The organism is Mucilaginibacter sabulilitoris (genome assembly GCF_034262375.1).
GTDB classification, from domain to species: domain Bacteria; phylum Bacteroidota; class Bacteroidia; order Sphingobacteriales; family Sphingobacteriaceae; genus Mucilaginibacter; species Mucilaginibacter sabulilitoris.
This window is the reverse complement of the sequence record NZ_CP139558.1, coordinates 5,103,857-5,129,273: the sequence shown is the minus strand read 5'-3', so window position 1 is coordinate 5,129,273 and position 25,417 is coordinate 5,103,857. Positions and strand designations below refer to the sequence as shown.

At 42.0% G+C, this 25,417-nt stretch carries 23 protein-coding genes; 20 read left to right on the top strand and 3 right to left on the bottom strand.

Going from position 1 to position 25,417, the window contains the following annotated elements; all coding sequences use genetic code 11:
* Window positions 1-81 precede the first annotated feature (81 nt).
* The 6 genes from SNE25_RS22110 (at window position 82) to SNE25_RS22085 (ending at window position 8,746) form a co-directional block, all read left to right on the top strand.
* Window positions 82-417 carry an HTH domain-containing protein gene (locus tag SNE25_RS22110; protein ID WP_321561183.1) on the top strand — a complete coding sequence of 112 codons (336 nt, stop codon included), beginning with the start codon at window positions 82-84 and terminating at the stop codon, window positions 415-417.
* Window positions 418-568: 151 nt separating this feature from the next.
* Window positions 569-1,147: a sigma-70 family RNA polymerase sigma factor gene (locus SNE25_RS22105; RefSeq protein WP_321561182.1), complete on the top strand. Its 579-nt coding sequence runs from the start codon at window positions 569-571 to the stop codon at window positions 1,145-1,147.
* A 149-nt stretch (window positions 1,148-1,296) separates the two neighbouring features.
* Window positions 1,297-2,265: a FecR family protein gene (locus tag SNE25_RS22100; protein WP_321561181.1), complete on the top strand. Its 969-nt coding sequence runs from the start codon at window positions 1,297-1,299 to the stop codon at window positions 2,263-2,265.
* Window positions 2,266-2,272: 7 nt separating this feature from the next.
* On the top strand, window positions 2,273-5,704 hold the full coding sequence (locus tag SNE25_RS22095; RefSeq protein ID WP_321561180.1) for a SusC/RagA family TonB-linked outer membrane protein: 3,432 nt from the start codon (window positions 2,273-2,275) through the stop codon (window positions 5,702-5,704).
* A gap of 16 nt (window positions 5,705-5,720) precedes the next feature.
* A complete protein-coding gene (locus SNE25_RS22090; protein WP_321561179.1) occupies window positions 5,721-7,169 on the top strand; it encodes a SusD/RagB family nutrient-binding outer membrane lipoprotein in 1,449 nt (482 codons plus the stop codon).
* 23 nt (window positions 7,170-7,192) lie between these two features.
* The gene (locus SNE25_RS22085) at window positions 7,193-8,746 is read left to right on the top strand and encodes a DUF5689 domain-containing protein (protein WP_321561178.1); all 1,554 of its coding nucleotides are present in this window, start codon (window positions 7,193-7,195) and stop codon (window positions 8,744-8,746) included.
* Between the two features lie 66 nt (window positions 8,747-8,812).
* On the opposite strand, the gene SNE25_RS22080 is transcribed toward SNE25_RS22085, so the two are convergent.
* On the bottom strand, window positions 8,813-9,586 hold the full coding sequence (locus SNE25_RS22080) for an HAD-IIA family hydrolase (protein WP_321561177.1): 774 nt from the start codon (window positions 9,584-9,586) through the stop codon (window positions 8,813-8,815).
* A 133-nt stretch (window positions 9,587-9,719) separates the two neighbouring features.
* Window positions 9,720-10,322: a class I SAM-dependent methyltransferase gene (locus SNE25_RS22075; protein ID WP_321561176.1), complete on the bottom strand. Its 603-nt coding sequence runs from the start codon at window positions 10,320-10,322 to the stop codon at window positions 9,720-9,722.
* 153 nt (window positions 10,323-10,475) lie between these two features.
* Here SNE25_RS22075 and SNE25_RS22070 point away from each other — a divergent pair, with 153 nt between their 5' ends.
* The 14 genes from SNE25_RS22070 to SNE25_RS22005 all read left to right on the top strand — a co-directional run bounded on the left by SNE25_RS22070 (window position 10,476) and on the right by SNE25_RS22005 (window position 24,027).
* Window positions 10,476-10,919, top strand: coding sequence for a hypothetical protein (locus tag SNE25_RS22070; protein ID WP_321561175.1), 444 nt, complete (start codon window positions 10,476-10,478; stop codon window positions 10,917-10,919).
* A gap of 8 nt (window positions 10,920-10,927) precedes the next feature.
* Complete coding sequence (locus SNE25_RS22065; protein ID WP_321561174.1) at window positions 10,928-11,257, top strand: hypothetical protein; 330 nt, start codon at window positions 10,928-10,930, stop codon at window positions 11,255-11,257.
* Window positions 11,258-11,414: 157 nt separating this feature from the next.
* Window positions 11,415-12,794: a sulfatase-like hydrolase/transferase gene (locus tag SNE25_RS22060; protein WP_321561173.1), complete on the top strand. Its 1,380-nt coding sequence runs from the start codon at window positions 11,415-11,417 to the stop codon at window positions 12,792-12,794.
* Window positions 12,795-12,847: 53 nt separating this feature from the next.
* A complete protein-coding gene (locus SNE25_RS22055; RefSeq protein WP_321561172.1) occupies window positions 12,848-14,062 on the top strand; it encodes a DUF2264 domain-containing protein in 1,215 nt (404 codons plus the stop codon).
* A 111-nt stretch (window positions 14,063-14,173) separates the two neighbouring features.
* The gene (locus SNE25_RS22050) at window positions 14,174-14,791 is read left to right on the top strand and encodes a TetR/AcrR family transcriptional regulator (protein ID WP_321561171.1); all 618 of its coding nucleotides are present in this window, start codon (window positions 14,174-14,176) and stop codon (window positions 14,789-14,791) included.
* Between the two features lie 64 nt (window positions 14,792-14,855).
* Window positions 14,856-16,121 carry a TolC family protein gene (locus SNE25_RS22045; protein WP_321561170.1) on the top strand — a complete coding sequence of 422 codons (1,266 nt, stop codon included), beginning with the start codon at window positions 14,856-14,858 and terminating at the stop codon, window positions 16,119-16,121.
* A 14-nt stretch (window positions 16,122-16,135) separates the two neighbouring features.
* Window positions 16,136-17,026 carry an HlyD family secretion protein gene (locus tag SNE25_RS22040; protein WP_321561169.1) on the top strand — a complete coding sequence of 297 codons (891 nt, stop codon included), beginning with the start codon at window positions 16,136-16,138 and terminating at the stop codon, window positions 17,024-17,026.
* 2 nt (window positions 17,027-17,028) lie between these two features.
* A complete protein-coding gene (locus SNE25_RS22035) occupies window positions 17,029-17,940 on the top strand; it encodes an ABC transporter ATP-binding protein (protein WP_321561168.1) in 912 nt (303 codons plus the stop codon).
* A 2-nt stretch (window positions 17,941-17,942) separates the two neighbouring features.
* On the top strand, window positions 17,943-18,683 hold the full coding sequence (locus SNE25_RS22030; RefSeq protein ID WP_321561167.1) for an ABC transporter ATP-binding protein: 741 nt from the start codon (window positions 17,943-17,945) through the stop codon (window positions 18,681-18,683).
* 10 nt (window positions 18,684-18,693) lie between these two features.
* A complete protein-coding gene (locus SNE25_RS22025) occupies window positions 18,694-19,800 on the top strand; it encodes an ABC transporter permease (RefSeq protein ID WP_321561166.1) in 1,107 nt (368 codons plus the stop codon).
* Entirely contained in the window at window positions 19,797-20,915 is a 1,119-nt protein-coding gene (locus tag SNE25_RS22020; protein ID WP_321561165.1) for an ABC transporter permease, read from the top strand. Before SNE25_RS22025 ends, SNE25_RS22020 begins: the two co-directional genes overlap by 4 nt.
* A 155-nt stretch (window positions 20,916-21,070) precedes the next feature.
* Window positions 21,071-21,880 (top strand): MBL fold metallo-hydrolase, encoded by an 810-nt coding sequence (locus tag SNE25_RS22015; RefSeq protein WP_321561164.1) that lies wholly within the window; start codon window positions 21,071-21,073, stop codon window positions 21,878-21,880.
* Between the two features lie 69 nt (window positions 21,881-21,949).
* Window positions 21,950-22,420 (top strand): hypothetical protein, encoded by a 471-nt coding sequence (locus tag SNE25_RS22010; RefSeq protein WP_321561163.1) that lies wholly within the window; start codon window positions 21,950-21,952, stop codon window positions 22,418-22,420.
* A gap of 155 nt (window positions 22,421-22,575) precedes the next feature.
* A complete protein-coding gene (locus SNE25_RS22005; RefSeq protein ID WP_321561162.1) occupies window positions 22,576-24,027 on the top strand; it encodes an IS1182 family transposase in 1,452 nt (483 codons plus the stop codon).
* Window positions 24,028-24,241: 214 nt separating this feature from the next.
* On the opposite strand, the gene SNE25_RS22000 is transcribed toward SNE25_RS22005, so the two are convergent.
* Window positions 24,242-25,417 (bottom strand): alginate lyase family protein, encoded by a 1,176-nt coding sequence (locus tag SNE25_RS22000; protein ID WP_321561161.1) that lies wholly within the window; start codon window positions 25,415-25,417, stop codon window positions 24,242-24,244.

The window sequence follows — 25,417 nt, the reverse complement described above, 5'->3', positions numbered from 1 at the left end:
GTTTCATTATAATTTTTTGTGCTGACATACAGTTGTCAATATGCTGCCGCACTTTTATATGCAATTTAATAGTATTAATAAATGAACAGGGTTGACAGGCTTTTGGAAGTGCTGGCGGTTTTACAAACTAAAAAGGTGGTAACCGTTGATTATTTAAAGGAAAAGTTCCACATCAGTACCCGTACGGTGTATCGCGATATATATCTGCTTACTGAGTTGAGGATAACCGTTATGTACGAAAGCCAAAAAGGGTGTTTCGTGCTCAAAGGATATTGCCCTCCAGTAACCGAAATCCAGTCGGCATATAAACATACTGCGCAGGTTTCACAAAGTATTATACTTATTCCCGATACTTTAAAAAATGAGGTTATGGCCTTACTTTCAGCCGAAGATATTGACAAAAATAATTCGAAATAGTAACAGAATATTTGCAGCGTTGGTGGTTTAAATAAAATACTATTGTAAATTAATTGATGGTAATAAGATTGAATACTGAAATTTTTTAATATAAATTTAACCCTGGTATTTTGTTATCTAAATATACCTGACCTTAATTTGCAATCCTATTATGAAAACAGTAAATATGCCCTCATTGCATACATTAGATGGATTTGAAAGTATATTTAAGGATAATTATACGCCGCTATTCCGTTATGTAAAGTCTATTGTAAATGATGAAGACCTGGCAAAAGATATACTTTCCGACCTGTTTTTGAACTTATGGCAGCAAAAAGATAAACTGCAGATCAATGAGTTAAGGCCATATTTATTCCGGGCAGCAAAAAATGGCGCGTTAAAAGCAATCTCGTCCCGTTATCAAACAGCGCAGTTACCCAACGATGCTTTTGATATCCCCGAGAATACGTACAATCCATTTGAAAAATTTGTGGCAAAACAGTCTATTAAAATTGTTGAAGAGCTCATCAGCAGACTGCCATTACACCGTAAGGAAATGATTGAACTGAGGCTGTTAGGTTTAAAAAATGCCGAAATAGCCCAGGTTCTTGATATTACCGAGAAAAAAGTAGAATACAATATGCGTGAGGCAATTGAGCAGTTGGGCCATGCTGTACGTAACAGCAATCTTGATCAGGCTACAATTGCAGGCGGGTTAATGCTAATCAATCTTATTTTTACTACTATATAATCGCCTTTTCAATTTTTTAATATGCATAGTTAAATGTTAAGTCATGAAGCTTTTAACTTCTTGAAACTTAACATTAAATTAACATAAAATTAATAATTTCTTTAGGTGGAAAGTTGCCCTTTAATGCTCTTTAAGTAAAATTAAAAAGCGTGAACTGGGAAACAATACTAAATTATGTTAACGGCGAAAGCGGACCTGAAGAAACCTATGAGGTTTTAGAATGGATCAACGAGCAAACCGAACACCGTTATTTGCTTACCTATCTCGAAAGGAAAAAAAAGCAGCTTGAACAACCCTTAAAGCAAACTGATATTGACGAACAATGGCTGCGTTTGCTCGACAGGATTTTTGAATTGCCAAAATCAAAAAGCAAAGATGGCACTAAAACATCGTATTGGCTTACCGGTATTGCTGCCAGTTTATTGTTGTTTTGTTTTTTAGGCTGGCTTTTCGTTCAGAATGCCAGGTACCGGAGCGATAATTCCACACAGGTTTTAAAAAGCGCGCAAAATTTGGGCGGGCGGCTTACCCTGCCCGATGGTACCCAGGTATTTATGGCGCCCGATTCCAAAATTAGCTATAGCAACTCGTTTGGTACCGGCAAACGCGAGGTGCAGTTAACAGGGGAGGCCTTTTTTGATGTTAAGCATGATCCGCATAAACCTTTTATTATACGCACAGACAACCGTTTAGCGGTAACGGTATTAGGTACTTCATTCAATGTTTACTCGCGGCCAAAAACAAACACCGAAGTTAAAGTGGCTACGGGATTGGTAGGTATCACCGAAAATAATCATACCCATTATGTAAAGGCTGGTCAGCAACTCATTTATCAGCCAAATACGCACAAAACAATCATTAAAGAAGTAAATCCGCGTGATGCTTCATCCCTGCAAAATGAAACCCTGTTTTTCAAGGATGACAGTGCCGATACTATAGCCGAAAAACTACAGCGCTGGTACAATATTAAAATTGAAGTACAGGAATCGGCCAGGAAAAGGGCGCGTTTCAGCGGCGAAATGAAGGATACCGGCATTGATAATTTGCTGCATGGCTTAAGCTACGCCACAGGTCTGCATTACCGATATAAAAACCCACATACTGTTATAATATTTTAATTAAAACATGAAACAACTCAAACGCTTACTTTTTACCCGGAAAAAATTGTTTCCGGTTTTACTCCTGTTGCTTTTTTCTGTAATGGTAAAGGCGCAGGTTAATCCGTCTGATCAGTATAGCTTTGAAAAAAAGCGTACAAGTGTTCAGGAAATAGTAAACACCTTGAAAAGCAAATACGGTTACAAGGTTTCTTTTGAAGCTGATGTGAAAATGAGTAGCCTGGTCACATTACCCCAGGAATCGCTTTCGTTTGACGGGCTTGCCCAGGTATTGCAGCAGCAGGCCGGTATTGGTATCAAAAACATCAACGGCAACCTGGTAATTAAAAAGCTCGATATGATTCTGGTTAGCGGTACCGTAATGTCAGCCGATGATAAATCACCACTTCCCGGGGTTTCTGTAAGCGACAACGCCAAAAAGCTTTTGGCTTTTACCACAAATGAAGGTAAGTTTTCTGTACAGGTAGCAAGCGGCACCGCGATTAATTTTTCTACCGTAGGTTATGCCGCACAAAATCAAGTATTTAATAAAACTACTACAGGCGTTACCATTACCTTAAGTATGTCAAACTCTACTTTAAACGAAGTAGTAGTTACAGCCTTAGGTATTAAACGCGATGAAAAGGCGCTGGGGTATGCTGCAACTGTTGTAAAAGGAGAACAATTAACCCAAAATCTTTCCAATAACTGGACAGACGCGTTATCTGGTAAAGTAGCAGGGTTAAACCTTATCCGTTCTAACGCTGGGCCAACTGGTTCAAACAGGATAGTTTTGCGTGGCGAAAGCAACCTCTCCGGTGACAACGAAGCATTAATTGTTGTCGATGGAGTAGTTATTAATAACGGCAGTGGCCGTACCACAGGCAGCGGCAGCAGTTCTTATCTTGATGGCGATTCGCCGGTTGATTTTGGCAGCGGGCTTAATGATATCAATCCGAGCGATATTGAAAATATTACGGTACTAAAAGGTCCCGGTGCTGCGGCATTGTATGGACAGCGTGGCGCTAACGGCGCCATCATTATCACTACTAAATCGGGCAAAACCAAAGATGGGAAGATCAACGTCACCATTAACTCGAACGCGGCTATAGAAGATATTTCACGCTGGCCTGATTTTCAGTACGAGTACGGGCAGGGTGTAGGTGGCGCCAACTATTATTCTTTCGGCGCTACAGCCGACGGTGCAAGCACGCGCAGTACAAGCTCTGCTTGGGGCCCTAAGTTTGATGGGCAGTCATATTTTCAGTATGACCCGGTTACGCATACCGGCGCAACAGTGCGTACGCCATGGGTAGCTTATCCAAATGCGCGTAAAGATTTTTTTACCAGCGGTAAAACATTCACCAATTCCGTATCCTTAAATGGCGGTACCGATAAAACCTCGGCCCGTTTTTCGGCAACTAATGTTGATAATACCTGGATAATACCCAATACCGGGTATAAGCGTAACACGGTAGCGCTCGCGGTTGACCAAAAAGTATCGGATAAATTACAGATCTCAACCCGGATAAACTATACTAACAAAACCAGTGATAACCTGCCGGCTACCGGGTATAACAACCAGTCGGTTATGTACTGGAACATGTTTTGGGAGCCAAATGCGCCCGCAAGCTGGTTAAAAGACTACTGGCTGCCTGGCCAAACCAATATTAAGCAAAGTTTTCCTTTTAGTAGCTACCCGGATAATCCTTATCTGATAGCCAACGAAATGAATAACAAGCTTAACCGGAATGGTTTAACAGGTAACATACAGGTTACTTATAACTTTACGAAAAACCTGAGTTTAATGGTACGTACCGCTTTAGATTTTGCCAATGATCAACGATCAGAACAGCGCCCGTATGATACCGAGAAGTTTTTGAAGGGGATGTACCGTACACAAAGTGTGTTTTCGCAGGAAATAACCAACGACTTTTTAATTCATTACAAACAAAATATAGGTAAGGATATTGAATTGAACCTGACCGGCGGCGGTAGTATGTTAAAAAACACTTACAACAGAGACGAACTGCGGGCCGATTCTTTGCTGTACCCAGGTGTTTATACATTAGCCAATAAAGCAGGTATATTATCAGCCATTCCTTTAAGAAGTAAGTATGCCATCAACAGTTTTTATGGTGTGTTCGCGGCAAGCTATAAAAACTATTTGTTCCTGGATGTTACTGGACGAAATGACTGGAGTAGTATTCTGGCTTCTCCCACATCAACCAGCAATGTATCATTCTTTTATCCGTCAGTTAACGGAAGCGCCATCTTATCTGAAATATTTAAAATGCCAGAGGCTATATCCTATGCTAAAGTACGGGGTTCTTATGCCGGTGTAGGAAGCGGCAGAACAGATCCCTACCTTACCTCATACAGTTATGCTCCGGTTACCGATTTTCCGGGCGGTTTGGCAAATCCTACAAAATTGGCCAATATTAATCTTAAGCCATTATACACTACAAGTTATGAATTGGGTACCGAATGGCGCCTGTTTAACAGCCGCTTAGGTTTTGACTTAACATTATATACAAGTAAAACAAAAGATCAGATATTAACAGCAACAGTCGACAGGGCATCGGGTGTAAGCGCGGCTATCATTAACGCGGGAGCTGTGCGGAACCAGGGCATTGAAATTGCCGTCAATGGATCGCCTATAAAAGTGAAAAATGGTTTTAACTGGAGCATAAATGCCACTTTTTCCGCAAACAAGAATAAAGTATTATCACTAACTGATAGTCTTCAAAATTTAACCATTCAAACCGGCCCGGGAAGCCGCGGGGCTATTATAGCTTACATAGGCGGCGGCATGGGCGATCTGTATGGCAGGGGATATGAGCGTTCACCAGACGGGCAAATTGTTTATGAAAATGGCTATCCCGTTATTACAAACGATATGAAATACATTGGCAGTACCACCCCTAAGTGGAAAGCCAGTTTAGGTAACCAGTTTAACTATAAAAACTTTTCGTTAAGCTTTTTAGTTGATGCGCAGCATGGCGCGGTTGCCTATTCGTTAACATCGGCCATATTGGCCGAGCAGGGTAAAAGCGTAAATACCTTACCAGGGCGCTATAACGGCATTATAGGTAATGGCGTAGTCAAAAACGCGGATGGTACTTATAGCCCAAATACAGTGATAGCGCAGGATTTAACTACCTATTATACCGCTCATTACGGAAAGGATAATGTGGAGGGTACAACCTACTCAACCGATTTTCTAAAGCTTAGGGAAGCCAGATTTGATTATACCTTACCCCAAACGTTACTGCGCCGCTTAGGCTTAACCCGTGTAACTATTGGTGTTTATGGCCGCGACCTGATCACCATAACCAAATGGCCGGGCTTTGATCCGGAGTTCGGCACCCTTAATGACAATTACATTAGTCAGGGTTTTGAACTGGGGCAATTTCCATCAACCAGAACATACGGAGTCAACTTAACCATTGGCATTTAATCAAAAGATATTTAAAATGAAAAAGTTTATATATAGTTTAAACACGGTGTTGCTGTTAACATTGGTATCTGTAAGTTCTTGCAAAAAAGACTTTAAAGAGCTTAACACCAATCCGAACACCAGTGATCACGCATTGCCGCAGGCCTTACTGGCTCCCGCTATAGCCAATGTGGTTGAAGCCAACATGAGCCGCAGCCAGCGGGTTACCAACGAACTGATGCAGGTTACCGTAAACATGGGCGATTCTGACGGCAAAATATTCAGGTATGATATTGTTAAATCGGAGGCCGATTATTTATGGAACAACTGGTACCTGCAACTGGCTAATTTTAAAGATGTTTATGAAGGCGGGGTTGCTACCAATAGCCCTGCTTATCAAGGTATAGCACTAATATGCCAGGCTTGGGTATTCTCTATGCTTACCGATACTTATGGCGATATACCTTATTTCAACGCACTTAAGGCAAAAGACGAAAATTTATTTACTCCTGCATTTGACAAGCAGCAGGCTATTTATACCGATCTGTTTGCCAAGTTAGAAAATGCAAATAAGTTACTGGCGACTGCTGCCAATGTAACCGGTACAAGCGACCCCATCTTCGGTGGGAATGTAGCCAACTGGCGTAAGTTTGGCAATTCGCTTTATTTAAGGTTATTGCTAAGGGTATCTGCAAAAACTGAGATGAACGCGACTGCCAAGATAAAGGAGATTGTTGACACCAACTCTACAGGCTATCCTATAATGGCAAGTAATGATGATTCGGCTATATTAAAGTGGTCGGGCACGGCGCCTTATGTTTCGCCATTTGCAACCTGGCGGCCCGCCGACTGGTACACCCCCAGACTGGCCAGCTTTTTTGTTGATAACCTGAATGCCTGGAGCGATCCGCGCATTGGTAAATGGGCTACCCAGTTCGATGGTGAGTATGCAGGGGTTCCGAGCGGTTATGCAATTGGTCAGGCCCCTCAGGGTAAATCTACATTAACCACTCCTTTACAAAAAGAACCGCTGTTGGGCAATATCATGAACTATGCCGAATTGCAGTTTATACTGGCCGAAGCGGCAGCAAAAGGATGGATAACAAACAAACCGGCCCAAACCTACTATGAAACTGGTGTAACCAGTGCCATATCAATGTGGGGATATGCCTTACCGGCCAATTACCTGAATTTTGATCTGGTAAAATGGAATGAAAGTTACGATCTGGATAAAAAGATGGAACTCATTCACAAGCAAAAGTATTATGCGTTGTTTTTTACCGATCTGGAGTCGTGGTTTGAATATCGCCGTACAGGTCACCCGGTTTTACCAAAAGGAGCAGGTTTAGAAAACGGCGGGATTATGCCGGCCCGGTTAAATTACCCGGTGTACCTGCAATCAACCAACGGGCAAAATTATAACGCGGCTGTAGCTACACAAGGCCCCGATGTAATAAGCACACAGGTTTGGTGGCAAAAACAGTAAACATTTAAATGCTAAAAGATATTATGAAAAAGATATGGATATATATTACCCTTTGCAGCATCACTTTGCTGTGGACGGCATGTAAAAAACATGATTTTGCCGCAGGTACTTTAAGCCCTATTATAGCGGTAAGCGATTTGCGTGACCTTTATAAGGGCAGCGATGTAACTTTAACTAAAGATAACATGGTTGGCGCGAGCCAAATTGTAGGTATAGTAATTTCCAATCCCGACTCCGGAAATGTGCCTAAAAACATGATAGTACTTCAGAATTTCAGGCGTTCGGTAACAAGGGGTGTTTTGCTCCCTTTGGGCGACGCGGCCGCAAATTACCATTCGGGCGACTCGCTGGTAGTTAAGGTAGAGGGCGCTATGCTGAAAAAGGTTGATGGTGCGTTACAGATCAGCGGATTAACTGAATCTGATATTCAAAAAGTATCGTCAGATAATCCGGTTAAGATGCAGCAGGCTTCCAGTTACGCTATAAAAACCAACCCCGGGGCTTATGAGAGCACATTAGTGCAAATTAAATCAGCAACTATTTCTCCGGCCCCAAAGCCAGATGAAACATTTGCAGGAGAACGGTACCTGGTTAATGGCGCCGATAGTATTATTATGCATACCGAGGCAACGGCGAATTATGCTGATACAAAACTGCCGGGAAGCGCCACTGTAGCGGGGATATTAATTGTTGGACAGCATGACGGGCAACCCGCGCTATCCATCTGGCCCCGGTATGGTTCAGATATTAGTGAAACAACCAAACCTGTTGACCCAACCGGACCTGGCCTGGGTAATGGCGCTGTTATTATTACCGGTTATATAAATGATACAAAGGGAGCCGACGGTAACTATGAGTATTTTCAGTTTATGGCAACCCAAACTATTGATTTTGAAAAAACGCCAATGGCTGTAGTAACCTGTACTAATGCGGGTACCGCGGCACCAAATGCAGGCGATGCACCGGGAGCCGGATGGGCTACCGGCGGTGGCCGCACTTATAAATTCAACCTTACATCGGGTGTTGTTAACAAAGGCGATTTCTTTTATGTAGGTGGCAGTAACAAGAAAATCAACGGGCCAAATTCTACAGATATCAGTACCTCAAAATGGATACGTGCAATTGCCTATGTAACAAATGATGGGGATGGCTTTGGCAGCATGAGCGCAGGCTTATTGCCAAATAGTGGGAATGCTGGTGGTATAGCTATATTTGAAGGTACCGACGTGGTTGAAACCTCGGTGCCGCTTGATGTGGTATTTTTTGGAGGTACCGGTAAAACTACCATATACAATGCTACCACCAATAAAGGTTACCGCATTCCGGAAAATGATCATTATAATCCTGTTGATTCAACCGGCGCGGCTCAGTCGTTTATGTTCCAAGGTTCAAATAACTATATCTTCCCTCATAGTACCCCCGCCGATGCAGGAATATTTATAAAGCTGGGCGGTAGTTTTGACGTAGCAAATAAAAAATGGATTACTCCAAGAGCACATGTGTATTACACGCTGTCAGCCTCGTCATTAATAGATGAGATTGAAAAAGGTGCAGATGCAACAACGCTGTCAAACTAAGTAAGCCCAACGGCTGTTAAATCCCTCTCCTGTAACTGTTAATGTTTACAGGAGAGGGGTTTTTATTTACCACCATTTTAATGGAAATTCTATTTTATCAACCGAGCCAACAACCATATCCGGTTTAAATGCATAATGGCTGAGCTGGTCTTTGGTAGATATACCTGATAGCACCAATATGGTTTTGTAGCCCATTTGTACGCCACCCTGTATATCGGTTTCCATAGTATCGCCAACCACTGTTGTTTCCGCGGTTTCCAATCCCAGGAATTTCCTGGCCGACCTCATCATTACCGGGCTGGGTTTACCCGTTACAAACGCTTTTCTGCCGGTAGCTTCCTCAATCATAGCGGTTGTGGCAGCGATACCCAAATTGTTCCATCTCGGTTTTTTAGGGGAGGGGTCTCTGTTGGTGGTAATAAACTTAGCGCCAGCCAAAATCATATCAACCGCCCGCTGAACCATTTCCAGTGTAAAGTTCCGGCCTTCGCCCAAAACCACAAATTCAGGATCAGTATCAACCAGGGTAATACCATTTTCGTGCAAACTCGTTAATAAACCGCCTTCGCCAAGTACATAAGCCGTTCCGTTGGGGCTTTGATCGCCCAGGAACTTACCGGTTGCCATGGCGCTTGTATATATATGTTTGGGTTCGACAGTTATACCTAAGCGCTTCAGTTTTCTAACAACTTCCAAACTTGTTCGCTGGCTATTGTTGGTCATAAAGGCAAACGGAATGTCGTTACTCAATAAATGATTGATGAACTTATCGGCCCCGTATATCAGTTCTTCGCCACTGTATACAACGCCGTCCATATCAATTAATAATCCTTGTTTCATTTGTTAAAAGCTTATAAGGTGTAGTAGTTTTTTAAACAAAGTAAATATAATTTTATCAGCTAAAATTAAATGATGTTATCAAATCATGTAATTTCAGGAAAGGTAAATAAATTCCCAAAAGTGTGAGGTCTGTTCAACGGTACATGAAAATGGTAAAATCTTCATCACTGTAATCGTTCTTCAAAATTACCTGTTTGCTCAGGGAAAGGCAATACTTCATAATCTCATCCTGATTGTAGGCAACAATAAGACCATTAGTTATTACGTGGCTTAGCAGGTTAAAGGCAAAACCAAGTTTACTATGTCTATATAATTTAGCAATAGCCTTAAATATAAACTCCGGATCATTATTATGGTAGTTAAGTGAGCCGCAAGCTATAACATAGTCTGCAATTGGCAGGACACCATTTATAAAATCTCCGCACATGAACGATGTCTGCGGCCACTTGCTGTAGCGCCGTCTGGCTTCATTTAAAAGTTCGGGTATTTGTTCTATCCCACAATAGGAAATTTCCGGGTAGTAACTACGCAGAAATGGAAATAGGTCGCCATGGCCACAGCCTGCGTCCAATACGGTATGCTTATTCATATCTGCCAGAGCTTTGATGGCCTCAAAACGGATTGCCTGACTTTGTATATCTCTCCAGCCCAAAGCAGCGGTTCCGTGGTTTCCATGCAACATGATCATGTACCGGTGATACTGAAATATGGCGTCTGAATCTGTTAAAGTGTTCAAGAATTTTGCTTATTGATTAAACCAAAGTCGTTAAATGATAAATTATGTATAAAATACGTGATTTTTTTGCGTAAAAATACTCAATTTTCAAATAATGATCTGATTGTGAGTGGTATATCAAAATAGTTATTTAGCTTTAATTAAACATTAGTCATGAAAAAAGCACGGTTTTACCTCGGTCTTATATTGCTCCCATGCCTGCTGCTGGGTTGCAATTCACTCACAGCAACATTTGATCAAACTGCATACACGCAGGTTACATCCTTAAAGGTAGATGCACTTGATGTGATGGATAAAGCTACCGAAAATTACACGACACATGAAGCGGAAGTGAAAACTCTGCAGTTGAAAATAGATAAAGCTATTGAATATGATACGCACCGCCCTAATAATCAAGTTACAAATAAGCTATGGACTATTTTGAATAATCCACAGGGGAATTTGCTTGGCGGATTTCTGGCAAGGTGGAAAAAAGATGGCACCTGTGGTGCTACCTTTATTCAGGAAGAAAAGCAATTGGTAGGAAAAGCTTTTGATCAGATAGCCGAGCTCGAAAGCAAAAAAATAAAACCATCTGACGTAACAATAAATCAATAAGCAAGATCATGGCCTTAGATTTTAAAAATATACTCGCAACGCTTAAGAGCGGTGTTAAAGACTTAGCCCAAAGTACCTTGAAAGATTTTATCGCTTCAGCAACAGCTGATGGCCAGGCTATTATTGACTCACTTCAGAATGATCTGGAAAGATGGACGCAGCAGTTGGCGAACGGAGAAATAACTAAAAAAGATTTCGAGTTTTTGGTATTGGGACAGAAAGACCTGATAGAAATGATGGCTTTGAAACAGGCAGGAATAGCCGAGATACAGGCTGAAAAGTTTAAAAATGGAGTTTTTGACCTCATAACCAATACTGTTACAGGGCTCGTTCCGTAATTGTTTACCACCTTTATTTCCCGATAATTCTTCCGCATAGCGCTGACTGCTAATGTATTTATAGCGACTTATAATTTTGTAACAAAATTATAACCGTATATTTCTTGCAAAGTAAACTACCAATCGGTTACTTTAACAGAAATATAAACCTGTCAATATGACCTTTTTTACGGATAAGCGCTCGGTTAAGCTTGTATTCCTGGCTTTGCTATTGATCTCTTTTAGTGCCCGTGCGCAGCAACGCCCCAATATTATTTTTGTTTTAGCCGATGATTTGGGATATTCAGATTTGAGTTGTTATGGAAACCCGGTTATTAAAACGCCTTTTTTAGATAAAATGGCGCAAAAAGGTATTCGAGAAACAAATTACGTGGTGGCCAGCCCAACTTGCACGCCATCAAGGGCTTCATTATTAACCGGCCGTTACGCCTCCCGCATGAATTTGCCTTATCCAATTGGACCGGGATCAGAACTGGGTTTGCCTGATCAGGAAGTGACCATTGCCGAAATGCTAAAGGCCGTCGGTTATAAAACAGCTATGATAGGGAAATGGCATTTGGGCGACCATAAGCCTTACAACCACCCGATGGCACAAGGGTTTGATTCTTATTACGGGTTGTTGTACAGTCATGATTACCGGGCTCCCTATGTACAAACAGATACTACCTTAAAAATATTCAGAGGGCATAAACCGGAAGTTATTAAACCGGCAGATTCATCACTTATTGATCTGTATAAGAACGAAGCGATAAAATATATAAAGGGGCAGAAGAAAGGCCAGCCGTTTTTCTTGTACCTGGCACATAATGTGCCGCATTTACCGGTGGCATTTGCTTCGTCACAAAAAAATAAAGGCCGGTCAGATGGCGGGCACCTTGGCGATGTTGTGGAACAACTGGACGCGAGTTTAGCGGAGGTTTGGAATGCCGTTGAAAAACAAGGTTTGGCAGATAATACCATATTCATGTTTTCGAGCGATAATGGCCCATGGATAGAATTTCCGTCGCGTATGTCGGGTGATGGCGCTACAAAACACTGGGATGCAGGTACAGCGGGGATGTTTCGTGGCAGCAAGGGGCAAAGCTATGAAGGTGGCGTACGCGAACCGTTTATTGTTTACTGGAAAAATCATACACCTGTAGGTGCTTCGGTAACCAGTATGGTAAGTAACCTTGATATATTACCAACCCTTGCCCAATGGACAAATGCCCCGCTGCCAAAAGGGCGCACGCTCGACGGGCAATCGATCTCGGATGTATTATTAGGAAAAGCTCCGGCACATCCCGCGCACCGGGAAATATATTATGTAAATAATGGCATTTGTGAAGCGGTACGGCTGGGCGACTGGAAGTACCGGGAAGTAAAAGCAAGTAATAGCGATAGGGGAGTAACCAATCACGCCCAGGACTCGAAGACAGAGTTATTTAACCTGGCTTATGACCCGAGTGAACGAACCAATGTAATTAACGATTATCCTGATATGGCTAAGCAAATGAAGACCCTGTTTGATAAATTCCCCGGTAAAACGGAGAATTAAGATCATACAAACTGGTAATAGAATCTAATTAGTAAAAAATAGTTATCCCTGTAATGCGAAAAAAGATCCTTGGTTTAATACTCGTATTGCCATTGTCGACAATGGCAATGGCTCAATCACAAAACGATGCCGGCCTGAAAGAACGGGCTTACCTGGTTAAATCATTGTCGCGCATCGCCGATCCGGTATTGACATCGCTCAGTAAAAATCAGTTAAAACAATTAATGCCGATTGAGGCTAAAACCAATGATCGCGGAAATTATACTTACCTGGAGGCTTTCGGACGTTTGCTGGCCGGCATGGCACCCTGGCTTGAATTAGGGCCTGACCAAACTCCCGAAGGGCAGTTGAGGCAAAAATATATTGAACTGGCCAGGATAGGGCTCCACAATGCTACAGACCCTAATAGTCCCGATTTTATGAATTTTAATAAGGGCGGTCAGCCGGTGGTTGATGCCGCCTTTCTGGCGCAGGCATTATTGCGCGCACCGCACCAGCTATGGGATCCTTTGGATGCAGCTACCAAAGCTAATGTTATAGTCGCGCTCAAATCATCAAGGGTTATAACCCCTGGCTATTCTAATTGGCTGTTGTTTAGCGCCTCTATAGAAGCTGCCTTGCTAAAATTTGATAATTATGGCGACAGGATGCGTATTGACTATGCCATAAAACAGCATCAGCTATGGTATAAAGGAGATGGGATATATGGCGACGGCCCGAATTTTCACTGGGATTTTTACAACAGTTTTGTTATTCAGCCCATGTTGTTGGAGGTATTGCAAACCCTGCAGGATGCTGATAAAAAAACAAGCATAACCTACGAAACAGCACTTAAACATGCGCAACGTTATGCGGCGGTTCAGGAAAGGCTGATATCGCCGGAGGGCACGTACCCGCCAGTTGGCCGCTCGCTGGCTTATCGTTTTGGCGCTTTTCAGTTGTTATCAAAGATAGCGTTAATGAAGGCGCTTCCTGCACAAATAAAACCACAACAGGTGAGGGCAGCTTTGTATACCATTATTAAAAGACAATTGGAAGCTCCGGGGACTTTTGATGACAAAGGTTGGCTGCAAATAGGGCTTTATGGGCATCAGCCCGGCATTGGCGAAGGATATATATCTACAGGCAGCCTTTACCTTTGTTCTGAAGCGTTTTTGATTTTGGGTTTGCCGTCATCTGATGAGCTGTGGCAAAAGCCCGACGAAGACTGGACGTCCAAAAAGATATGGAAAGGGCAGGATATCGAGACAGATCATGCAATAGATTAATATTTGACAAGATATTTAGGAGGATAATTGTTGAAATATAAATTTAGTCAAATGATTAAATATTTTGATTAAATTAAAAATTGTTTTACGTTTGCACATTATTTAACAAAAATGACAGACGCAAAAGAGCAGTTGGCTGAAGAAAATAATCTTTCGACCGAAGAAAAACTAAAAGAGGCGGCGCGTATAGTATTTACAAAAAAAGGCTATGCCGCCACAAAAACCAGGGATATTGCCGAAGAAGCGGGTTTAAACCTTGCGCTTTTTCATTATTATTTTCGCAGCAAGGAAAAGCTTTTTGAAATAATTATGATGGAGAAGGTGCAGCAACTTTTTTCATTTATAGCGCCCGCTCTTAATAACCCTGATAACACACTTGAGGAAAAAATTGATTGGATAGCCACAAACTATATTGATATGTTGCTGAAAAATCCAGATCTGCCTATTTTTGTTCTGAGTGAGATCAGAAATAACCCGGAGCGTTTTGGAAAAACAGTACAATTAGACACCTATGTTTTAAAATCGCATTTTATAAGACAACTGGCCGAAAAGAATAAAAATGTTAACCCTATACAATTGTTTCTGAGTTTTTTAGGTATGATGGTATTTCCATTTATCACCAAACCCGTATTTGAAACCACTGGAGCTGTTAATGAGGCTGCATTTAAACATTTAATGAATGAACGTAAACTATTGATTCCCAAATGGATAAAAATGATGCTTGAATAAGCATTTTTTTTGACTGTAATTTAATCAAATGACTAAATCAAAATAATAAATAAATTGATTAACCATGAACAAGCTATTCTTTTTATGTGTATTTCAGCTGCTGGCTATTTCTTATAGCCGGGCACAATCAGTCAGTCAGCTTAGCTTAAATGATTGTTATACACTGGCAAAGCAAAATTATCCCTTAATACAGCAAAGGGAACTGATTGCCAAAACTGCCGACTACACCATTGACAATATACAGAAAGGCTACCTGCCTCAACTGAATATCAATGGTCAGGCTACTTATCAATCAGCGGTTACCGAGATACCTATCAAATTACCAAATGCCAATATCCCTGTTATCAGTAAAGATCAGTATAAGTTTTACGGGGAAATTAACCAGGTGGTATATGATGGTGGCGTACTGGGCCAGCAAAAACAACTGGAGAAAGGTAATGCCGCTATTGAGCAACAGCAATTAGAAACAACATTATATCAGTTAAAAGAGCGCATTAATCAGCTGTATTTTGGTGTGTTGCTTATTGATGAGCAGGTAAAGCAAAATGAATTACTGATAAAAAACCTGCAATTAGGGCTTAATAAGGTGCAGGCTTCTATAAAAAACGGTACCGCCTTTAAAAGTAATGGGGATGTGATCAGGGCCGATCTTTTAAAAACAAAACAGCATACTATTGAGTTGCAGGCCTCGCGCAAAGCCTATACCGATATGCTGGGCCTTTTCACCGGGAAAACTATTGACAGTCAAACCATCCTGGCTAAACCAGATGGGGTGATAGCCTCCAAACAGATTAACCGGCCTGAGTTGCAGGTTTATGACGAGCAAGCCAAAAACCTTGATGTGCAGAATAAAATGATCACGGCAAAAGCTCTGCCAAAACTTAACGCGTTTTTTCAGGGTGGGATGGGCAGGCCGGCGCTCAATATGCTCAGCGGTGGCGCCGATGCTTATTATATTGGAGGAATTAAGCTGACATGGTCACCTTCTGCTTTTTATACCGTCAAAAAAGAAAGGGCCATTATCAATATCTCTCGTAAAAATTTAGGCGTGCAAAAGGAAACTTTTCTGTTCAACACCAGCTTAACGGTAAAGCAGCAGGATGGCGAGATTGATAAATATCAGCAACTGCTGGCCTCAGATAATGAGATAATTGACCTGCGCGATAAGGTAAAGACAAGCGCCATGGCACAACTGGAAAACGGCGTAATAAACGGCAACGACTTTTTAAGCGAGGTAAATGCAGAAGACCAGGCAAGGCAGAACAAGATACTGCACGAGATACAATTATTAATGGCACAATACAATCAAAAAACAACAACAGGTAATTAAAATAAAGGTATATCATGAAAACATTATCACTATCAGTTTTGATTTTGACAGCTTTAACGGCATGTAATAACAATAAAGAAAAATATGACGCATCGGGAACGTTTGAGGCGGTAGAAACCATTGTTTCTGCAGAAGCATCAGGCACCATCAAAGCACTTAATTTGGAAGAAGGGCAGGTGTTAGAGGCTGGCCATGTAGTAGGTTATATCGATAGCGTGCAGCTGTACTTAAAAAAGAAGCAACTACAGGCGCAGATAACAACAGTATTGAGCAGTAAACCTGATATAGCCGTGCAAACAGCCTCGTTACAGGAGCAACTGCGCCAGGCCGAGCGGGAACAAAGGCGTATTACCAACCTGTTAAAAGCTGATGCCGCCACACAAAAACAGCTGGATGATGCCAATACGCAGGTAGTGGTTGTAAAAAAACAAATCGCGGCAACGCAATCATCATTAGGTATTACGTCGGCCAACCTGAATGAGCAAACCGCACCTTTGAATGTGCAGATACAACAGATCAACGATCAGCTTGAAAAATGCAGGATCGTAAATGAGGTAAATGGTATGGTACTAACCAAATATGCTGAGGTAAATGAAGTTACCACCGATGGTAAACCCATATACAAGATAGCCGCGCTTGATTTTATAAAGCTAAGGGCCTACATCACCGGCGACCAGATATCGCATGTAAAGGTTGGTCAGCAAGTAAAAGTATTGGTTGATGATACTAAAGATACCTATAAAACCTATGCAGGTACAGTAGAGTGGGTGAGTGACAAAGCGGAATTTACCCCAAAAACCATTCAAACCAAAGATGAACGCGCCAACCTGGTTTACGCCGTTAAGATCAGGGTAAAGAATGATGGCTATCTGAAAATAGGTATGTACGGAGAAGTAAAATTATAATCATGGAAGCTGTAGTTGTAAAGGGTTTAAGCAAGGTTTATGACAAGGATAAAACGGCTGTTGACGCAGTTTCATTTTCGGTAAACCAGGGCGAGATATTTGGTTTAATAGGACCGGATGGCGCCGGGAAAACCAGCATTTTTCGTATGCTCACCACTTTATTGCTTCCGGATGGGGGCTCGGCTGCGGTGGATGGTTTTGATGTGGTGAAAGATTACAAACAGATCAGGGATAGGGTAGGTTATATGCCCGGCAAATTTTCTCTGTATCAGGACCTGAGCGTTGAAGAAAACCTCAATTTCTTCGCTACCATTTTTAATACTACTGTTGAAGCAAATTATCACCTGATCAAAGATATTTATATCCAGCTGGAACCCTTTAAAACCCGCCGCGCCGGTAAACTATCGGGCGGCATGAAACAGAAACTGGCATTATGCTGCGCCCTGATCCATAAACCATCGGTGTTGTTTTTGGATGAACCCACCACTGGGGTCGACCCGGTTTCGCGTAAGGAGTTTTGGGAGATGCTGAAACAACTAAAGGCTCAAAACATCAGCATAGTAGTATCTACCCCATATATGGACGAGGCCAATTTGTGCGACCATATCGCCCTGATCCAGTCGGGTAAAATATTGTCTGTCGATACCCCGGCTAATATTGTAAGGTCTTATCCCGAAGAACTCTACGCGATAAAGGCCGAAAACATGCATGCGCTTTTAAAAACATTGCGCCAATACGACCAGGTGCTTGACAGTTATGCCTTCGGCGAATATGCACATGTGGCTTTTAAGGACAAACAACCCGATTTTAAAAAAATTAAAAGTCATCTGAAACAACAGGGCCTTACCGCTATAGACCTGAAAAAGACCGAGGTAACCATTGAGGACAGTTTTATTAAACTATTAAAAAATTAACCATGAGCGAGCCGGTTATAAAAACAGATAAGTTAACCAAACGTTTCGGCGATTTTATCGCAACCAACGAGATCACCTTCACGGTAGATCAGGGCGAAATATTTGGTTTCCTAGGGGCTAACGGTGCTGGTAAAACTACCGCCATGCGCATGCTATGCGGTTTGTCCATTCCATCATCGGGGCAGGCTACCATTGCAGGCTTTGATGTGTATAAACAAACTGAGCAGATTAAAAAGAACATAGGTTATATGAGCCAGAAGTTCTCGCTTTATGAGGACTTAACCGTGCTGGAAAACATCAGGTTTTTTGGAGGCATTTATGGCTTGTCTGACCAACAGCTGAAAACTAAGAGCGAAGAATTGATAGACAAACTTGGGTTGCAAAGCGAGGCAAAGAAACTGGTTGCTTCACTTCCTTTGGGTTGGAAACAAAAGCTCTCGTTCTCGGTGGCTATTCTGCACGGGCCCAAAATTGTTTTTTTGGATGAACCTACAGGCGGTGTTGATCCGGTAACCCGCAGGCAGTTCTGGGATTTGATATATAACGCCGCTGATGATGGGGTAACCATTTTTGTAACCACTCACTACATGGACGAGGCCGAATATTGTAACCGTATATCTATCATGGTAGATGGTAAAATTAAAGCACTGGATAGCCCGGCTAACCTAAAAAGCAGCTTTGGCGTTGGCTCTATGGACGAAGTATTTTATGAACTGGCCCGCGGCGCAAAACGAAGCGATTAAACATTTGGCGATGAAACAATTTTTAATATTTATAAAAAAGGAGTTTGCGCATGTGTTGCGAGACCGTAAAACATTGCTCATCCTGTTCGGGATGCCTGTTGTACAGATATTGATATTTGGATTTGCGCTCACCAATGAGGTGAAGAATGCCCGGATTGCTATTTTAGACCAAGCTAATGACCCTGCTTCGCACCAGCTTATTACCCAAATAGAGGCCAGCAAATATTTTGAAACGGAGATAGCGGTGATGAACCCCAAACAAATGGAGGAGGCCTTCAAGCAAGGAAGCATACGGCTAGCTGTTATTTTTCCGGCCAATTTTAATAATGAGCTGCTGCACCAGAACGGCGTAAAAATACAGGTAATTGCTGACGCGTCTGACCCCAATAATGCAACTACGTTAACCAGTTATGTAACATCCATAATTCAGGATTATCTTGCCGCAGTTAATAAAACTACCAGTGCACCTTACCGTATCGTACCCGAAATCCGGATGTTGTATAATCCCCAGCTCAAGGGGGCGCCCAGTTTTGTCCCGGGGGTAATGGCGTTAGTGCTCATGCTGGTTTGTGTGATGATGACCGCTGTTTCTATAGTTAAAGAAAAAGAAACCGGTACCATGGAAATTTTACTGGTTTCACCCTTTAAACCGTTACTGGTAATAACATCAAAGGCGGTACCATATCTTATACTGTCACTCGTTAATGTGGCATCCATTTTATTGCTGAGCGTTTTTGTACTCGATGTGCCGGTAAACGGAAATGTTTTTCTGCTCTTTGCAGAGAGCACATTGTTTATTATAACCTGCCTTACGCTGGGTATTTTCATTTCGGTTAAAACGAGTTCACAGCAAGTGGCCATGCTCATTTCCCTAATGGGTATGCTGTTGCCAACCATCCTGTTCAGCGGGTTTATGTTCCCTATTGAAAATATGCCGGTAGCCCTGCAGGTGTTTTCCAATATTATCCCTGCAAAATGGTATTACATTATTGTAAAAGCCATCATGATTAAAGGGTTAGGTTTTAGCGCGATATGGAAAGAAACGCTCATACTATCGGGCATAACCGTTTTTCTGCTGATAATAAGTTTAAAAAGCTTTAAGATACGTTTATCATGAGAACTGTCAGATTTTTACTGCAAAAGGAATTCAGGCAAATATTCCGTAACAGGGCCATCCTGGCCATGGTTATTGTGATGCCGGTAATACAGCTGCTAATATTGCCGCTCGCTGCCAATTATGAGGTGAAGAATATCAACATCGCGGTAATTGATAACGATCATTCGTCATATTCGCAAAAACTGATTTCCAAGATCACCTCATCAGGTTATTTTAAACTCACCGGTTACAACTTTTCATTTAAAGAAGCATTCCGGTTGATTGAAACAGATGATGCCGATCTGATTCTGGAAATACCGCACGATTTTGAGCGCAACCTGGTGCGGGAGAACGAACAAAAACTGTTCATCGCTGTAAATGCCATCAATGGCACTAAGGCCAATTTGGGCGGCGTTTATCTCACCAGCATTATAAAAGATTACAACGGCGAAGTACGGCTGCAATTAATATCGCCCACAAAGTTTAACCGTGCACCGGCAATTGATATCGCATCGTCTAACTGGTTCAATCCATTCCTGAATTACCATGTATTTATGGTTCCCGGTATTTTGGCCATACTGGTAACCATGATCGGGGGCTTTTTAACTGCACTTAATATTGTAAAAGAGAAGGAGGTTGGCACCATTGAACAAATCAATGTAACACCCATTAAAAAGCATCACTTTATACTGGGTAAACTTATTCCGTTCTGGGTATTGGGTAATGTAGTATTTACGCTCGGGCTTATTGTAGCCTGGTTTATTTATGGCATTATACCGGCAGGGAATATTTTTTTGCTGTATAGCTTTGTATCTGTTTACCTGCTGGCTGTTTTGGGTTTTGGATTGCTGATTTCAACCTTTTGTGATACCCAGCAACAAGCCATGTTCATTATGTTTTTCTTTATGATGGTTTTCATACTGATGGGCGGCCTGTTTACCTCTATCGATAGCATGCCCGATTGGGCAAAGGAGGTTACCAAATTTAACCCGGTCAGCTATCTTATTGAAGTAATGCGGATGATAATTCTGAAGGGGAGTGGTTTTAAAGATATAACGAGGCAATTAGGCATTATCGCCTTGTTTGCCGTTGTGCTCAATAGCTGGGCTATTTTTAACTATAAGAAAACCAGCTGATGTAAATCCTGTTCCATTGTTGAATAAAGTCCATGCTTTCAAATAAATCTGGACTAATTGCTTTGTTAAAGCTGGACTAATCAAATGGTCCAATAATGGCTGAAATTAGATGCTCATTAAAGAAATTTAATCAGATCACTTAAACAGTAATTTAAATGGAACAAATAAAAAACACCTGCCGTACCTGCGGCACGCAATATCCAGCTAATAGACTATCAGCTGATATCTGCCCCGTTTGCAATGATGACCGCCAATACTTTACCGAGGATGGGCAGGTGTGGACCAATTCAAGCGAAGTTGCAGCCAGTCATGGGGTAAGTATTACTGAATTAACTCCCTGGCTTTATGCATTGCAGGTAACACCGGCATTTGCCCTCGGCCAGCGAGCCTTGTTGGTGCTTTCGCCGGGAGGTAACATTTTATGGGATTGTATACCGTTGCTTAACCAGGATGTAGTCGATTTCATCCGGTCGAAAGGTGGGATAAAGGCAATAGCCTTTTCGCATCCGCATTTCTACAGCAACGTAAACGAATGGGCAACTGCTTTTAACTGCCCGGTTTATATTCACCAGGCCGATGAGCAATGGATGTTTAATAAAGGGCAAATGATAAGGTTTTGGGAAGGCGCTGAACAAATACTGTGGGATGGTATTTCTATCATCAATACCGGAGGGCATTTTCCGGGCAGCAGTGTGCTGAGGGTGCAGGGCTTGTCGGCAGGTGCAGCACTGTTAACAGGAGATAGTATTTACGTGGCGAAAAGTAAAAAACACCTGGCATTTATGTATAGCTATCCAAATTGTATTCCGCTACCGGCAAAGGTGCTGAAAGAGGTAATTCGGCGGGTGGATAAAATTGATTTCGACACGATATATGGTGGGTTTGAATGGCAAAATTTAAAAAACATTGCGAAGGACGTTTTTTATTCATCCGTCGAACGCTATAATCATTCACTTATTAAATAATTATTAAGTTGTAATTGATTGTAGCAAAATATATTGGTAAGCCGTAATGTTTATAAAACCTGCATTTTTATGATATCACTAAAATCAAACTTTATCAGCTTATCACTTACCGTGCTTATCGGTGCCACGTTAATCACCACGGCATGCAAAAAAGAAAAGAGACAAGTAACCGATCCTGTTAAAACCTTGTTAGGTGGCTGGAATGCTGTTCCTGTCGAAGCAAATTATGAGCGGCGTTTATATTTTGGAAGCGACGGCTCGTTTATGACGGCATTTACATATCACAATAATGGTGATGTATCAATAACTTCGTTTTCAGGTACTTATTTCATTAAGGGCGATAGCTTAAAGGTTACTATCAAAGAAACATCTGAACAGCACGGAAATAGCCCGGCAGTTAAAACGCAAAGCAATATTCAATTATATGAGAAAGCAACCTATAGTATTAACGGCTCTTTTTTAATGTTAAATTACATCACTTACCCCGCTGATGGCCCTGTGTTAACCCAAATCAAATTTACCAGGGAATTACCCGACTGAATAGCTATTTTAATTAAAAAGATTGAGGGAACATAAAAAAGACCCGTTAATATTGAGGGCACTGAAAAAGTCTAAATAGGCTAAACGGGGTTGAAAAATCAGTTTTTCAACCCCGTTTTTTGTATCTTGAAGTGTCAAAAGAAAGCCACTACAAGATGCTCGTTCAACAACAAAAGATCCATTTTAGCGCGTTTTCGGGCTTATATGACCTGATCGTTCCTAAAGACAATCTTCTGCGGAAGATCAATGACCTGGTAGATTTTACCTTTATCTATGATGAACTGATCAGCAAATACAGCATTACTAACGGCCGGGCAGCAGAAAGCCCTGTACGGATGTTCAAGTATCTGTTGTTGAAAACGGTTTATACGGTTTCAGACGTTGATGTGGTTGAGCGTTCGCAGTATGATATGTCTTTCAAATATTTCCTTGATATGTCGCCTGAAGAAGAAGTTATTGATCCCAGTTCATTAACAAAGTTCAGAAAGCTGCGGCTAAAGGATAATGATCTGTTAAACCTGCTCATTGGTAAAACGGTCGCTATCGCTATTGAAAAAGGGGTCATCCGGTCCAGATCCATCATTGTTGATGCTACGCATTCCCTGTCACGGTCAAACCCATATTCAGCATTGGAAGTATTGCGGGAACGCTCGAAACTGCTCCGCAAAGCGGTATATGCTATCGATGAAGACATGAAGGCCGGTATGCCTGAAAAGAACACAACTGACGAACTGGAAAAGGAACTGGCTTATTGCAGCGCGCTGGAAAAGCACATCGAAGCTGATCAAACGTTAAGCCAGATACCTGCGGTAAAAGAAAAACTGAATCTATTGAAAGAGACAGTAGCAGATACTCAGGAGCACTATACGCTATCCAAAGACAAGGATGCTAAAACAGGCCATAAATCTGCAGATAGTTCCTTCTTTGGTTATAAGACGCATTTGGCGATGACGGAGGAACGGATTATTACCGCTGCGGTGGTCACTTCGGGAGAAAAAGGCGATGGGCCGGAACTTCCCAAGCTTCTGGAGATCAGTCAGAACAACGGCATTGAAGTAGAAAGGATCATCGGCGATTCGGCTTATTCAGGAAAAGAGAACCTTGCGTTAATGAACGGACAGGATATTAAGGTGGTAGCCAAACTAAACCCAACCATTACCCAGGGGTTTAGAAAAGAAGAAGATAAGTTCAATTATAACAAAGACGCTGATATGTTCGTTTGCCCTGCAGGGCATTTGTCGATACGAAAATCAAGACAGGGAAAAAAGAACGTTGGAACAAATCAGACAGACACGTATTACTTTGATGTTGAAAAATGCAAAATCTGCCCATTTAGGGAGGGTTGCTACAAACCTGGGGCAAAAACCAAGACCTATTCTGTAAGCATAAAGTCAGACCTGCACCAACAACAGATGGCTTTTCAGGAAACGACACAATATAAGGAAAGCATCAAACACAGGTATAAGATCGAAGCCAAAAACAGTGAACTAAAAAACGTTCATGGTTATGACCGGGCGATAGCTTATGGTATCGAAAACATGCAGATGCAGGGCGCATTGGCCATCTTTACTGTCAATCTGAAAAGGATCATCAAACTGATCGCCTAAAAAACAATAAAAAGAGGTATTTAGCCGTTTTTTGCACTCCCCAAACTCCTATAGGCCCGTATTATCCACATTAAATCACCCACACAAAAGCAATCAGAACAAAAAAGCGACCAAGTAAAAGTTGCCTTTTCTCTTGATCGCTTTTCGTAATTCGTTTTATTGCACTACTTTTTCAGTGCCCTCTTAATATTAACGGATCTTTTTTATGTGATCTTTAATTTAACCAGATCAGCGGGTGCCTTACAGGCAAATTCCTGATGACCTCCTCATCTTTAGGATAATGTTCCAGGCTTTTCCATGTGTTTAGCCAATCGGCATTGTTGTATGCCGCTGCACCAAAAACCAGCGAGGGTTGGGCAACCGGCCAGCTTTCCCAGTGCATGACATCATGCGGGTAGGGCCATGTGTTTTTATCCTTTAGGTACGGAAACAAAAACGCAATCCCTTTTTTTATCGAACGGCCATCTGGAGTTTCATAGGTCCATAAGTTATCCTGTTTGTTGCTCAGCAGCTGGCATATGGTAGTCATGGCATCCAGGTTAAATATAGAATAACCATAGGGTTTTGTCCGTTTTAACTCCAGCGGGAAACTGCCATCTGCAGCAATTTGACTGGGCAGTAAAACCTCTTTGAAACGATTACGGCAAAAATCCAATATCTCTTTATTTTCGGTAAACTTTGCAAAGCAGGCAGCCTGCATTACCCAGCAGGTGCCATGATTGTTTTTGGCATTCATTTCATCTTTACCATATTGGTGCGTTGTAAGCCAGGTAAGGTATTGGCTAAACCAGCTCTTTACAGCCTCAATAGTTTGCTTATCTATCAATGGTGAGTTTTGCATAGCTTCCAATCCCTGCACAACCTCCATTAATTGTATGGTATCAATTATACCGATGCCCCGGCCAGTAGCCACACCTTTAATAGCCTGGGCGTATTGCAGGTTGGGGTTCATCAAGGTTTCGGGGTTTATGAACCATGCTTTAAGGTGCCACACCGCCTGCTTAACATATTTGCTATCGCCGGTAATTTTATAGGCTGATGCGAGTGCGCCCATTATACGGCTAAAACGGACCATGGCCAGCCGGTGGGCTACAAAATTCTGCGGATTTGTTAAACCGTCCTTTTGAATATAAGGACCGTCTGGGTCCTGTGGGTTGGGCCACCAATAATCACCTTCAGAATAAAAATCATGTTTGCCCCCGTTGCTGCGCGGGCACGTTTCGGCGGTAACCGTAACGGGCTTTTGCTGCATGGCCCAGGCTGCTTCTTTAAGAATGTCCTGCTTTAAGGTTAAGGTCACCACCTGTTTAACATCGGGAGGGGTACCGGTTTGCCAGCTGATGAGCAGCAAGGGTAAAAAGAATAAAATATAACGTATTTTGAACTTCAT

Bases quoted from the DNA above. Each gene is read 5' to 3' on its own strand.
- SNE25_RS22110 (WP_321561183.1), top strand. From the start codon at position 82: ATGAACAGGGTTGACAGGCTTTTGGAAGTGCTGGCGGTTTTACAAACT.
- SNE25_RS22105 (WP_321561182.1), top strand. From the start codon at position 569: ATGAAAACAGTAAATATGCCCTCATTGCATACATTAGATGGATTTGAA.
- SNE25_RS22095 (WP_321561180.1), top strand. From the start codon at position 2,273: ATGAAACAACTCAAACGCTTACTTTTTACCCGGAAAAAATTGTTTCCG.
- SNE25_RS22090 (WP_321561179.1), top strand. From the start codon at position 5,721: ATGAAAAAGTTTATATATAGTTTAAACACGGTGTTGCTGTTAACATTG.
- SNE25_RS22085 (WP_321561178.1), top strand. From the start codon at position 7,193: ATGAAAAAGATATGGATATATATTACCCTTTGCAGCATCACTTTGCTG.
- SNE25_RS22080 (WP_321561177.1), bottom strand. From the start codon at position 9,586: ATGAAACAAGGATTATTAATTGATATGGACGGCGTTGTATACAGTGGC.
- SNE25_RS22070 (WP_321561175.1), top strand. From the start codon at position 10,476: ATGAAAAAAGCACGGTTTTACCTCGGTCTTATATTGCTCCCATGCCTG.
- SNE25_RS22065 (WP_321561174.1), top strand. From the start codon at position 10,928: ATGGCCTTAGATTTTAAAAATATACTCGCAACGCTTAAGAGCGGTGTT.
- SNE25_RS22060 (WP_321561173.1), top strand. From the start codon at position 11,415: ATGACCTTTTTTACGGATAAGCGCTCGGTTAAGCTTGTATTCCTGGCT.
- SNE25_RS22055 (WP_321561172.1), top strand. From the start codon at position 12,848: ATGCGAAAAAAGATCCTTGGTTTAATACTCGTATTGCCATTGTCGACA.
- SNE25_RS22050 (WP_321561171.1), top strand. From the start codon at position 14,174: ATGACAGACGCAAAAGAGCAGTTGGCTGAAGAAAATAATCTTTCGACC.
- SNE25_RS22045 (WP_321561170.1), top strand. From the start codon at position 14,856: ATGAACAAGCTATTCTTTTTATGTGTATTTCAGCTGCTGGCTATTTCT.
- SNE25_RS22040 (WP_321561169.1), top strand. From the start codon at position 16,136: ATGAAAACATTATCACTATCAGTTTTGATTTTGACAGCTTTAACGGCA.
- SNE25_RS22035 (WP_321561168.1), top strand. From the start codon at position 17,029: ATGGAAGCTGTAGTTGTAAAGGGTTTAAGCAAGGTTTATGACAAGGAT.
- SNE25_RS22030 (WP_321561167.1), top strand. From the start codon at position 17,943: ATGAGCGAGCCGGTTATAAAAACAGATAAGTTAACCAAACGTTTCGGC.
- SNE25_RS22025 (WP_321561166.1), top strand. From the start codon at position 18,694: ATGAAACAATTTTTAATATTTATAAAAAAGGAGTTTGCGCATGTGTTG.
- SNE25_RS22020 (WP_321561165.1), top strand. From the start codon at position 19,797: ATGAGAACTGTCAGATTTTTACTGCAAAAGGAATTCAGGCAAATATTC.
- SNE25_RS22015 (WP_321561164.1), top strand. From the start codon at position 21,071: ATGGAACAAATAAAAAACACCTGCCGTACCTGCGGCACGCAATATCCA.
- SNE25_RS22010 (WP_321561163.1), top strand. From the start codon at position 21,950: ATGATATCACTAAAATCAAACTTTATCAGCTTATCACTTACCGTGCTT.
- SNE25_RS22005 (WP_321561162.1), top strand. From the start codon at position 22,576: ATGCTCGTTCAACAACAAAAGATCCATTTTAGCGCGTTTTCGGGCTTA.
- SNE25_RS22000 (WP_321561161.1), bottom strand. From the start codon at position 25,417: ATGAAGTTCAAAATACGTTATATTTTATTCTTTTTACCCTTGCTGCTC.